Source organism: Acidithiobacillus sulfurivorans, from assembly GCF_018853815.1.
Classification (GTDB): Bacteria; Pseudomonadota; Gammaproteobacteria; order Acidithiobacillales; family Acidithiobacillaceae; genus Acidithiobacillus; species Acidithiobacillus sulfurivorans.
In genome coordinates this window covers 48,118-58,739 of the sequence record NZ_JAAOMP010000033.1, presented here as the reverse complement: position 1 = coordinate 58,739, position 10,622 = coordinate 48,118, and the positions used below count along the sequence as shown (strand labels likewise).

Below are 10,622 nucleotides of genomic sequence, written 5' to 3'. Positions count from 1 at the left end.
TGTGGTGGTTATCCGCTATGAAGGACCTAAAGGTGGTCCCGGTATGCCGGAAATGCTGACGCCTACCGCCAATATCATGGGAATGGGATTGGGTGAAAGCGTAGCTCTGATTACCGATGGTCGTTTCAGCGGTGCCACCCGAGGTGCCTGTATTGGTCATATTTCTCCTGAAGCGGCTGAAGGCGGGCCGATTGGTTTGCTGAAAGCCGGTGATATCATCTCTCTGGACCTGGACAATGGCAAAATTCATGTCGATTTGAGTGATGAAGAACTGGCCGAGCGTCGCAAGCATTGGGTGCCCATTGAAAAACCTTTGACGTCTTCCTGGCTGCGGCGTTATCGCAAGCTGGTTACCAATGCGGCCAATGGCGCCATTCTGGAGTCCTGATTATTCATGAGTAATGGTGAGTTGCATATTGGTGTTTATGTAGATGCGGAAAATGTGCGCTATAACGGTGGCTATGCCATGCGTTATGACGTATTGCGGCGTTTCGCCGCGCGTGAAGATCAGGCGCGCCTGCTGCGCCTGAATACCTATATGGCCGTGGATGGAGATCGCATGAAAAGTGACCGTGAGTACCGGGAAGGTATTCGCAGTTACCAACAGGCGGTTCGTGATCTGGGTTGGAAAATCATTGAAAAACCAGTGCGCTGGTTTGTGGATGAAGAAGGTAACCGGGTTTCAAAAGCCAATGCCGACCTGGATCTGGCGGTTGATGTCATGCTTCAGTCCGAACGACTAGATCAGTTGCTGCTGGTGACCGGAGATGGTGATTTTCTACAGGTAGTCAGGGCGCTGCAAAATAAGGGTTGCCGGGTAGAAGTGCTGGCATTCCGCAATGTTTCCAGGGAATTGCAGCATGAGGCTGATGCTTTTTATTCAGGCTATCTGGTGCCGGGTTTACTCCCGACCCGGGGTGATGTGCGTGTCCCTTGGGGAGAAATGGGCTCGCGTATCCGTGGTATTTGCATTCGTTGGGAAGCCGAGCGCGGCTTTGGTTTTATTCGTTTTTTGACCAATATTTCCGCCCATCTCTGGGTGACCGACACGCGTCATGAGGACTCTCCCTACGAATCGGCTTTTGTGCATATTTCCGACTTGCCCCGTGAGCTGGATACGGACGAACTCCCCAGTCGGGATATTATTCTGGAATTTGACATTGAGCCCAGTGAAACCGAAAAAGGCGGATTCATTGCCCGACGTTGTACGGTGGTCAATCGTTATGATGGACGTAGCGGCGGCATGAGCAAACAACCTGAACGTCCGGGTTTGGATCGCGGTGAAGAACAACCTTTTGGAGATGCTCCAGAAGCTGAGAAGGGGGAGGTTCTGGAGGAGACCACGCCTTAAATCAGTTTTTTCAGAGAATCTGAAAAAAAACCTGACTACGACGTTGGAAATTAAAGAGTTGCTGCCGTGGAACAGGAAGTTCCTCCAGGGTTCCCTGGCGGAATTTACGCTCCAGAAACCAGTGGGTTGTTTGGGTGCTCAATACAAAAATCTGTGACAATTGCCGTTCCCTGGCCCAGTTCTCACAAAACGCCATCAGCCGCTCACCGCGTCCCTGACGACGATAACGGCTGTCCACCGCCAGACAGGCGACCTCCGCCATGCCCTGATCGGGATAAGGATAGACGGCCGCGCAGCCAATAATCTTGCCGTCCCGTTCCATCACTACAAAATGATCCGCTTCCATTTCCAGCCGCTCACGACTGCGTTTCACCAGAATCCCTTTTTCTTCCAGAGGCCGGATCAGAGCGAGAATGCCGGGAATGTCGGCGACAGTGGCCATCCGCATATGCTCAAAGGAATCCCTGGATATCAGAGTGCCCAGGCCATCGCGGGTAAACAGTTCGCGGAGTAGAGCACCATCCACATGCCGGGAAATCAGATGAACCCGTTCTACTCCCCGCGCACAGGCTGCTCCGGCACTCAGCAGATGCTCACGGGCATCGGCCGAAATATTTTGACGGTCCAGCAAGCTGGGGATTTCTGAAGAGGTCAGTTGCCGCAGGATCTGTCCATCTCCATCCAGAACGCCGTCTTCGTCCATATAAAAAACCAGTTTTGCCGCACCCAAAGCAATGGCTGCAGCGACGGCTACTTCTTCAGCACGGATATTGAACAGGGTTCCGGTAGGGGAAACGCCGATGGGTGAAAGCAGGATAATTTCGTCAGCGGCCAGATGTCGTTCCATGGCCTCATTGGCCACCCGCCGTACTTGTCCGGTACTTTGATAATCCACCCCGTCGAGTATACCCAAAGGCTGGGCAATGATGAAATTACCGCTGACCACCTGAAGGCCGGCATGCGCCATGGGCGAGCCCATTTGTCCTTCGGACAATGCTGCTTCCACCACCAGGCGCGCGCCGCCCACCGCTTCCCGCAGTACCTGCATGGCTTCGGGGCTGGTAATGCGCTTACCATTGACGCGCTGCGTTTGCAAGCCATGAACCTGCAGAGCCGCATCGATTTGCGGTCCGGCGCCATGAACCAGCACCACGTTAATACCCAGGCTGTTGAGCAGGGCAATGTCATGGGCCAGACCGCGAATACTGCCATCGGCAATGGCATCGCCACCAAAATTGATGACAAAAGTCTGTCCCCTGAAGCGGTGGATATAGGGAGAAGACTCGCGAAAACTGCGGACAAAACTATCAGCAGGCATGTTTTGTCCCTGCAATATCGAGCGCAAAGCAGTTATTGTCAGTCAGCAATGATGGCTGTCCGATGCTTTACTGGGTATTCAGTGAGATGCTCGGGCGCTGGGTTTTGGGTTTGTTCAGCGCGGCAAATTCTTCGGGGGTATAAGCCTTGACGGCCAAGGCATGAATTTTTTCCTGTACTGACTCCGTCGCCGCGTTGACCAGCCGGTGACGGGCGAGGGGGGCCATGCCTTCGAACTGTGTGCAGACAATGCGCAACTCGTAGTGACCACCACCGTCGGACTGCTCGTGCGAGCTGTGGGCCTTACTACGATCCTTGATTTCCAGAAGCTCGGGATGAAGGGCATCTTTAATGAGTTGTTCAAGTACTTGCTTGTTCATGGTAAAAACACTCCTTTGTAGGGACGAACACTGACATCTGCATAGACGCCAGCACTGAGATAGGGTTCGGCAGCCGCCCAGGCATGGGCTTCTTCCAGAGAATTAAAACGGGCGATTATCAGGCTGCCGGTAAATCCTGCTTCGCCGGGTTCTTCCGTATCAGCAGCCGGGAAAGGGCCGGCCGTCAGCAGTCGCCCTTCGGATTGTAACTGATGCAGGCGCGCCAGATGATCACCCCGGGCGTTTTGGCGCTTGCTCAGGGAATTCGGATTATCGGTGCCAATGATACAGTAATACATAAGCATGTCCTGTCAATGAATGAGCGGTATGCGCGTTTTCAGCATCGGCGTTCACGAGTCACTGTCTTTGATTTCCTGGGGAAGTGCCCGGGAAATGACCACGGCCTGGAACAGCACAAAAATGATGGTAATGCCGAGCATACCGAAAAGCTTGAAGTCTACCCAGATACCCGTCGAAAAACTGTAGGCCACCACCAGGTTCAGGATCGCGCCAAAAATAAAAAACGTGATCCAGTAGATATTGAGGCGTCTCCAGAACGACTGCGGCAAAGTAGCTGGCAGTTGACTACCCATCAGGCGTTCGAGCAGGGGCTGTTCCCGCCAATGGGTGAACAACAGGACTCCGGCAAAAAGCAGATAGAGGATGCTGGGTTTGACCTTGATGAAGGTGTCATTATGAAAATAGAGAGTCAGGCCACCGAAAATCAGGATCAGCAGAGTGGAGACCCAGGTCATTGTCTCAATGCGACCACGCCGCCACCATTGCCAGGCCATAAGCACAATGGCGGCAACAATCAGCACTTCTGTAGCCGTATAAATACCATGAATCTTATACGCTACAAAAAAGAGGATGATGGGTAGAAAGTCGGTAAGCAGTTTCATGACGGGACGCAGTAATATAGAGTGGAACGCAGCTATCTAATCACAGAAAGGAGTTTATGGACAGTGGAACGTCAGCATTTGCTTCAAAGTTTAGCGGCGCTGCTGGGGGATGGCAGTGATCATCCCTTGCCGGATTTCGCCAGCATCAAGGCTGCGCGCTGGCGACATTTGCCCCTGGGTGGGCGTCTGGAGGCCGTCAGCCGGGTGGATTTGCCGGATATGGATGAGTTGTTGGGTATTGACGAAACCAAGGCGGCCCTGGAATTGAATACCCGGCAGTTTGTGGCCGGATTCCCGGCCAATGACGCACTGCTCTGGGGCGGAAGGGGAACGGGAAAGTCGTCCCTGGTCAAAGCCTTGCTGCGGCGTTATGCGGATCAGGGCTTGCGTCTTGTTGAAATAGATGCGGATGGCATTCTGGATTTACCGGAGATATTGGCCGCCCTGCAGGCTGCTGATCCCGAACAGTGTTATCACTTTGCCCTGTTTTGTGATGATTTGTCTTTTGGTTCTGATGACCCTGGCTATAAGGCCCTCAAATCACTGCTGGATGGCGGTGTGGAGGCGCGGCCCGATAATGTGCTTTTGTATGCCACCAGTAACCGGCGCCATCTCATGCCCCGGCATTTTTCCGACAATGAAGAATATCACCGTCATGGCGATGAGATTATTGCGGGCGAAACCGCTGAGGAAAAAATCAGTTTATCGGAGCGTTTTGGATTGTGGCTGGGTTTTTATCCCTTTGATCAGGCCATGTATCTGGATATTTGTGCCATCCATTTGCGGCGTCTGAATATGCCGGCAGATCCTGAGCAATGGCAGGAGGAAGCCTTGCGCTGGGCACTGCAGCGTGGTTCCCGCAGTGGGCGGGTGGCCCGCCAGTTTGCCCGGCACTGGGCCGGATCAAGGTCACTGGCAGGACAGTAAAGCACCGCGCTCGAGCTGCGGGTTTTCAGGTCTTGGGCTTGTTGATTTCCTGGCTGATGATGTGGAGCATCTGCGCATGTACGCGCAGATTGCCCGCCACAATGTTGCCATTTTCCAGAAATCCCTGGTCCCCCGTGAAGTCGGTGGCTACCCCGCCAGCCTCCTGAACCAGCAGTGCTCCTGCTGCCAGATCCCAGGGTTTGAGGTTGAATTCCCAGAATCCGTCATAACGGCCGGCAGCCACATAAGCCAGATCCAGAGCGGCAGAACCCGGGCGCCGAATACCTGCTGTTTTCAGCATGAAGGCCTTGAAGGTGGCGAGATAGGTATCCAGATAGGAAAAATCCCGAAAAGGAAACCCGGTACCCAGAAGCGCGCCATCCAGATCCTTGCGTTGGGCAATGCGCAGGCGGCGATCATTCAGATGGGCGCCGCCGCCGCGCGTGGCGGTAAACAGCTCATCGTGGATGGGATTGTAAATAACTGCATGCTCCAGTCGGTCAAAATGTTTAATGCCAATGGAAACACAGAGCTGTGGCATGCCGTGAATGAAATTGGTGGTGCCGTCGAGAGGATCAATAATCCATTCGAAGTCCTTGTCGGGAATCCGGTTGCCTTCTTCGGCCAGAATGCCATGATCCGGGTAGGCGCGGCGGATGATTTCGACGATGGCCGCCTCGGCGCGTTGATCCACGTCGGTCACAAAGTCATTGTGCGCTTTGCTTGTGATGGTGATTTCATTGACCCGGGCAAAACTGCGATTGATGATATCGCCAGCTTTGCGGGCGGCACGGATAGCGGTAACTAGTATGGGATGCTGCATGGGTATCCTATGGAAAAACAAATTGGGTCCATTATAAAGGAGAACGGCAATGACCGCACGAATGGCGCTGCGAACAAACTAACGATTAAACTCAACAGTGCGTGATCAGGGGTAACTAAGCTTGAGTACAAAATTTCTGGAGGGGCTGCGGGTGGTTCTGGTGGAAACCAGTCATCCGGGCAATATTGGCGCTACTGCCCGCGCCATGAAAGTTATGGGACTGCAACATCTGGTCCTGGTGAATCCGCGTTTTTTTCCCCATCCTGAGGCGACAGCACTGGCATCAGGTGCCGAGGATATTCTTGAAAGGGCGCAAGTCACAGCAGATCTGGCTTCAGCCTTGCAGGGCTGCCACAAGGTCTATGGGACCAGCGCCCGAGATCGCCGCATTCAGTGGCCCGTGCTGGATGCCCGTGAGGCGGCTGTGGAAATGGTTGCGGAGCTTGCTGCCGGAAATTGTGCGCTGGTTTTCGGCCGCGAACGCACAGGTCTCAGTAATGAGGAGCTGGATCACTGTCAGGTTCTGGTCAATATTCCCACGGCGGAATTATATCATTCCCTGAATCTTGGTCAGGCAGTGCAGGTCCTGGCTTATGAGCTGCACATGGCGACACTTTGCAGCACTGCCGAACTGCGTTCTGATCCTGATGCCACAAGCATTGAAGTAGCAGCGCCTATGGAAGACATGGAAGGTTTTTATGGTCATCTGGAGCAGGTTTTGTGGCAAAGTGGTTTTTTGCAGGAAATTCGTGCCATCCGGATGATGCGTCGTTTGCGCCGTCTATATGACCGGGCGCGGCCTACGGCTAATGAAGTCAATATTCTGCGCGGTATTCTCACCGAAATACAGCGCTGGGCGACGAATAGTAGACAAAAAGGGTCGGGATAGTCTTTAATGCGGGCTGACAAGGGTGCGTAAAAGCGGGAGGAACATAACGAATGGCTGGTCATTGGCGTGCTGACCTCGATGCCGTATTTGCCCGTGATCCTGCCGCCCGCAATCGTCTTGAGGTTTTGCTGACCTATCCTGGTGTACATGCCCTGTTTATGCACCGCTTGGCCCACGGACTCTGGAGGCGGCGCTGGCGCTTGCTGGCCCGGAGTCTCGCGGCTTTTTCCCGTTTCTGGACGGGCATTGAAATTCATCCTGGTGCCTGCATTGGACAACGCTTTTTTATTGATCATGGCATGGGTGTAGTGATCGGTGAGACGGCAGAAATTGGCGATGATTGTACGCTTTATCATGGTGTTACCCTGGGTGGAACGTCCTGGCAACCGGGCAAGCGTCATCCCACATTGGGTAATGGCGTGATTGTAGGCGCGGGGGCCAAAGTGCTGGGACCCATTATGGTTGGCGATCAGGCTCGGATTGGTTCCAACGCTGTCGTGGTCAAATCGGTTCCGGCAGGGGCGACGGTAGTGGGTATTCCCGGCCGGGTAGTGAATAAAGGGGAGCAACATCCGGATAATTTTGAAGCCTATGGACTGACTGGGCAGATGCCTGACCCGGTAGCGCGAGCGATAGAATGCATGCTCGAACACATGCATCGTCAGGATGCCGAGATCACCCAGATCAGGTCCGGATTGCAACAATTACAGCCGCGTGAAGCCTTGATGCCGGTCGAGGAAATCGCTTGTTCTCTGGAAGTAGAGTCGGATTCTGCCGGACAGGGAACTTCAAAACAGAATACTTGACTAATTTAGTACAGATAGTAGGATGTGCAGCAGAGGTTACCTGATATGAAATTGACAACGAAAGGCCGCTATGCCGTAACAGCCATGCTGGATTTGGCTCTGCACCAGAGTGACGGCGTGGTGACGGTAGCGGATGTTTCCCAACGTCAGCAAATATCGGTGGCTTATCTGGAGCAGTTGTTTGGACGTATGCGGCGCTTTGGACTGATTGAAAGTGTACGTGGGCCAGGTGGAGGTTATCGGCTGGCTGTGTCGGATTCGGAAATTCCCCTGACCATGATTGTCGAGGCAGTTAATGAATCCATCAGTACAACCCAATGTGGTGGCGAACCGCAAAACTGCTGCAAGGGTGATGGTCAGCAATGCCTGACCCATGATTTGTGGGAAGAATTGGGCGATCACATTGCCAGTTTTCTCGGGAATATCACCTTGGGTGATCTGGTTGCCCGACATTTACAAAAAGAATCGGCGCAAGGTGTTCCGGTTCGTATGCAAAATCGCCATGTGTTGCGTGCGGCAACGCATGATACCGCTTGATACCGTGAGGTGCAGAAAATGAATCAACCCCAAATTATCGACCTGGAGAGCAAGAAACCCTTGCTGATTGACCCGGATCGTCCCATTTATCTGGATTACCAGGCGACTACGCCGGTAGATCCACAGGTGTTGGAACAGATGCTGCCTTATTTGACCCATGATTTTGGCAATGCGGCGAGCCGTTCCCATGCTTACGGCTGGACAGCAGAAAAGGCCGTCGAAAAAGCCCGTCAGCAGGTAGCGGATGCGCTGCATGCGGATCCCCGGGAAATTGTCTGGACCTCAGGCGCAACAGAGGCCACTAATCTGGCCTTGAAAGGCGCGGCGCATTTTTATTCCGGTAAGGGCAAGCACATTATTACCCTGCGCACCGAGCATAAAGCGACTCTGGACACCTGTCGTCAGTTGGAGCGGGAAGGTTTTGAGGTCACTTATCTGGAGGTTCGGGAAGATGGTCTGGTCGATCTGAAGGCTTTCGAAGCTGCCATTCGCCCGGATACCATCATCGCCTCGGTGCTGTTCGTGAATAATGAAATCGGTGTCATCCAGCCCATGGAAGAAATTGGCCGGATTTTGCGGGCACACAAGGTGCTTTTTCATGTGGATGCGGTGCAGGCGCTGGGTAAGGTGCCGGTAGATGTGGAAGCCATTCAGGCGGACATGATGAGCGTGTCCGGTCACAAGATTTATGGTCCCAAAGGAATCGGTGCCCTGTATGTCCGGCGCAAGCCCCGGGTGCGCGTGGAAGCCCAGGTACATGGTGGTGGTCACGAACGGGGTATGCGTTCAGGCACTTTGCCCACGCACCAGATTGTCGGTATGGGGGCAGCTGCCGAACTGGCCGTTCAGTTGATGGATGCTGATGCTCAAAGAATTGGTAAATTGCGCGATCGTCTGCTCAAAGGTATTCAGGATCGTGTTGAGGAAACCTATATTAATGGCAGTATGGAACATCGGGTTCCGCATAACCTGAATATCAGTTTTGCCTTTGTCGAAGGCGAATCTCTGATCATGGCTCTGAAGGAAATTGCGGTTTCCAGCGGTTCAGCCTGTACTTCAGCCAGTTTGGAGCCGTCTTACGTGCTCCGGGCATTGGGTAAATCCGACGAATTAGCCCATAGTTCCATTCGTTTCGGTATTGGGCGCTTCACGACCGAGGCAGAAATTGATGCCACCATCGAGTTGATTGCGGGCAAAGTGGGCAAATTGCGGGAGTTGTCACCGCTTTGGGAAATGCATCTGGAAGGCATAGATCTTAACAGTATTCAGTGGGCCGCACATTAAGGCTCTCAAGCAAGGAGAATAGTCATGGCATACAGCGAAAAAGTGATTGATCATTATGAAAATCCCCGGAATGTTGGGGCGATGGACAAGGATGATAGCGGGGTTGGCACCGGCATGGTGGGCGCGCCCGCATGTGGAGACGTCATGCGTCTGCAGATCAAGGTGAACGAGCAAGGCATTATCGAAGATGCCAAGTTCAAGACCTATGGTTGCGGTTCGGCCATTGCCTCCAGCTCACTGGTTACCGAGTGGGTCAAGGGTAAAACTCTGGACGAGGCTATGACTATCAAAAACAGTCATATTGCTGAAGAGCTGGAACTGCCGCCCGTCAAAATCCACTGCTCTGTGTTGGCAGAAGATGCCATCAAGGCGGCTGTGGAAGACTATCGCAGCAAGCGGGGTGCCGGGCACAGTCAAGCTGAAGTGGCTGCCGCCCTGGTGGCACATTAAGGATACGGTCATGGCTTTGACTTTATCGGAAAGCGCGGTCCAGCAGGTACGCAAAAGCATTGCCAAACGTGGTAAGGGCTTGGGAATCCGTATTGGTGTTAAAACCAGCGGCTGCTCCGGCTTATCCTACGTAATGGAATTTGTGGATGCCCCTAACCCGGAAGATATGGTTTTTCCCCATGATGATGTGAGTTTGTTCGTGGATCCGAAAAGCCTTATTTATCTGGATGGGACGGAGCTGGATTTTACCCGTGAAGGCCTGAATGAAGGGTTTCGCTTCAATAACCCTAATGTGAAGGACTCCTGCGGTTGCGGCGAGAGCTTCACGACCTGATGGCAGGGGTATGCATCCAGTGCGGGGCGGAGCTCAATGCTCCCCCCGCACTTTGTCATTCTTGTGGAGCCATTCAGCCTTTTCGTGCGGAGTTGTCCCTGTTCGATGTGGTCGGGTTGCCAGAAAGCTATGATCTGGATTTGCAGGAATTACGAAGTCAGGTATTGCAGTTGCAGAAAATCCTGCATCCCGACCGCTTTGCCCAGGCAGAAGCGACGACCCGGCGGTTTTCTCTGGAGTGGAGTACCCGGCTGAATGAAGCGTTGGCGGTACTGCGTGATCCCCTGAAGCGTGCGGACTATTTGTTGCAACGTCAGGGAATTGATGCCCTTGGAGAACAGGTCAAGGTGGCTGATCCGTCACTGCTGATGACTCAGATGATGTATCGTGAGCGTCTGGAAGATTTGCTTGCAGCCAAGGATCAGAACGGGCTGGACAATTTGCGCGGAGAAGTGGAAGACGCTTCATCCAAAGCAGTAAATAAGCTTCACATCCTCTTGAAAAAACTGCCCTGTGAACAGGTTGTCGAGGCTGGATCTGTACTGCGTGAGTTGCAGTTTCTGGACAAACTCCTGGGTGAAATTGATCGTGGCGAAGAATCTTTGCAAAACCTGTAATTTTT

Annotated in this window: 14 protein-coding genes and 1 pseudogene; 10 read left to right on the top strand and 5 right to left on the bottom strand. The window is 53.3% G+C overall.

Annotation, left to right across the window (positions count from 1 at the left end; genetic code table 11):
* Both HAP95_RS03405 and HAP95_RS03400 read left to right on the top strand, forming a co-directional pair.
* Positions 1-388: pseudogene (locus tag HAP95_RS03405) on the top strand (dihydroxy-acid dehydratase); the annotation flags it as partial.
* Between the two features lie 6 nt (positions 389-394).
* Positions 395-1,351 carry a LabA-like NYN domain-containing protein gene (locus HAP95_RS03400; RefSeq protein ID WP_215882957.1) on the top strand — a complete coding sequence of 319 codons (957 nt, stop codon included), beginning with the start codon at positions 395-397 and terminating at the stop codon, positions 1,349-1,351.
* Between the two features lie 10 nt (positions 1,352-1,361).
* On the opposite strand, the gene argA is transcribed toward HAP95_RS03400, so the two are convergent.
* The 4 genes from argA to HAP95_RS03380 all read right to left on the bottom strand — a co-directional run bounded on the left by argA (position 1,362) and on the right by HAP95_RS03380 (position 3,950).
* Positions 1,362-2,669, bottom strand: coding sequence for an amino-acid N-acetyltransferase (gene argA / locus HAP95_RS03395; protein ID WP_215882956.1), 1,308 nt, complete (start codon positions 2,667-2,669; stop codon positions 1,362-1,364).
* A 67-nt stretch (positions 2,670-2,736) separates the two neighbouring features.
* A complete protein-coding gene (locus tag HAP95_RS03390; protein WP_215882955.1) occupies positions 2,737-3,048 on the bottom strand; it encodes a BolA family protein in 312 nt (103 codons plus the stop codon).
* Complete coding sequence (locus tag HAP95_RS03385) at positions 3,045-3,347, bottom strand: YciI family protein (protein ID WP_024893514.1); 303 nt, start codon at positions 3,345-3,347, stop codon at positions 3,045-3,047. Before HAP95_RS03385 ends, HAP95_RS03390 begins: the two co-directional genes overlap by 4 nt.
* Before the next feature lie 51 nt (positions 3,348-3,398).
* Positions 3,399-3,950 (bottom strand): septation protein A, encoded by a 552-nt coding sequence (locus tag HAP95_RS03380; protein WP_215882954.1) that lies wholly within the window; start codon positions 3,948-3,950, stop codon positions 3,399-3,401.
* Positions 3,951-4,013: 63 nt separating this feature from the next.
* Between HAP95_RS03380 and HAP95_RS03375 the strand changes: the two genes are divergently transcribed.
* Entirely contained in the window at positions 4,014-4,877 is an 864-nt protein-coding gene (locus HAP95_RS03375; RefSeq protein WP_215882953.1) for an ATP-binding protein, read from the top strand.
* Positions 4,878-4,902: 25 nt separating this feature from the next.
* Here the strand turns inward: HAP95_RS03375 and HAP95_RS03370 are convergent, their stop codons facing one another.
* The gene (locus tag HAP95_RS03370) at positions 4,903-5,700 is read right to left on the bottom strand and encodes an inositol monophosphatase family protein (protein WP_215882952.1); all 798 of its coding nucleotides are present in this window, start codon (positions 5,698-5,700) and stop codon (positions 4,903-4,905) included.
* Between the two features lie 121 nt (positions 5,701-5,821).
* Here HAP95_RS03370 and HAP95_RS03365 point away from each other — a divergent pair, with 121 nt between their 5' ends.
* The 7 genes from HAP95_RS03365 to hscB are packed head-to-tail and all read left to right on the top strand — an operon-like array spanning position 5,822 to position 10,617.
* The gene (locus HAP95_RS03365; RefSeq protein ID WP_215882951.1) at positions 5,822-6,589 is read left to right on the top strand and encodes an RNA methyltransferase; all 768 of its coding nucleotides are present in this window, start codon (positions 5,822-5,824) and stop codon (positions 6,587-6,589) included.
* A gap of 50 nt (positions 6,590-6,639) precedes the next feature.
* Positions 6,640-7,395, top strand: a complete 756-nt coding sequence (gene cysE, locus HAP95_RS03360; protein ID WP_215882950.1) for a serine O-acetyltransferase — start codon at positions 6,640-6,642, stop codon at positions 7,393-7,395.
* A 45-nt stretch (positions 7,396-7,440) separates the two neighbouring features.
* A complete protein-coding gene (locus HAP95_RS03355; protein ID WP_215882949.1) occupies positions 7,441-7,932 on the top strand; it encodes an Rrf2 family transcriptional regulator in 492 nt (163 codons plus the stop codon).
* An 18-nt stretch (positions 7,933-7,950) separates the two neighbouring features.
* Entirely contained in the window at positions 7,951-9,216 is a 1,266-nt protein-coding gene (locus HAP95_RS03350) for an IscS subfamily cysteine desulfurase (protein WP_226832507.1), read from the top strand.
* 24 nt (positions 9,217-9,240) lie between these two features.
* A complete protein-coding gene (gene iscU, locus HAP95_RS03345; protein WP_215882948.1) occupies positions 9,241-9,666 on the top strand; it encodes a Fe-S cluster assembly scaffold IscU in 426 nt (141 codons plus the stop codon).
* 10 nt (positions 9,667-9,676) lie between these two features.
* Entirely contained in the window at positions 9,677-10,000 is a 324-nt protein-coding gene (gene iscA / locus HAP95_RS03340) for an iron-sulfur cluster assembly protein IscA (protein ID WP_193649934.1), read from the top strand.
* Entirely contained in the window at positions 9,976-10,617 is a 642-nt protein-coding gene (gene hscB / locus HAP95_RS03335; RefSeq protein ID WP_226832505.1) for a Fe-S protein assembly co-chaperone HscB, read from the top strand. Before iscA ends, hscB begins: the two co-directional genes overlap by 25 nt.
* Positions 10,618-10,622: the final 5 nt, after the last annotated feature.

Bases quoted from the DNA above. Each gene is read 5' to 3' on its own strand.
- HAP95_RS03400 (WP_215882957.1), top strand. From the start codon at position 395: ATGAGTAATGGTGAGTTGCATATTGGTGTTTATGTAGATGCGGAAAAT.
- argA (WP_215882956.1), bottom strand. From the start codon at position 2,669: ATGCCTGCTGATAGTTTTGTCCGCAGTTTTCGCGAGTCTTCTCCCTAT.
- HAP95_RS03390 (WP_215882955.1), bottom strand. From the start codon at position 3,048: ATGAACAAGCAAGTACTTGAACAACTCATTAAAGATGCCCTTCATCCC.
- HAP95_RS03385 (WP_024893514.1), bottom strand. From the start codon at position 3,347: ATGTATTACTGTATCATTGGCACCGATAATCCGAATTCCCTGAGCAAG.
- HAP95_RS03380 (WP_215882954.1), bottom strand. From the start codon at position 3,950: ATGAAACTGCTTACCGACTTTCTACCCATCATCCTCTTTTTTGTAGCG.
- HAP95_RS03370 (WP_215882952.1), bottom strand. From the start codon at position 5,700: ATGCAGCATCCCATACTAGTTACCGCTATCCGTGCCGCCCGCAAAGCT.
- cysE (WP_215882950.1), top strand. From the start codon at position 6,640: ATGGCTGGTCATTGGCGTGCTGACCTCGATGCCGTATTTGCCCGTGAT.
- HAP95_RS03355 (WP_215882949.1), top strand. From the start codon at position 7,441: ATGAAATTGACAACGAAAGGCCGCTATGCCGTAACAGCCATGCTGGAT.
- HAP95_RS03350 (WP_226832507.1), top strand. From the start codon at position 7,951: ATGAATCAACCCCAAATTATCGACCTGGAGAGCAAGAAACCCTTGCTG.
- iscU (WP_215882948.1), top strand. From the start codon at position 9,241: ATGGCATACAGCGAAAAAGTGATTGATCATTATGAAAATCCCCGGAAT.
- iscA (WP_193649934.1), top strand. From the start codon at position 9,677: ATGGCTTTGACTTTATCGGAAAGCGCGGTCCAGCAGGTACGCAAAAGC.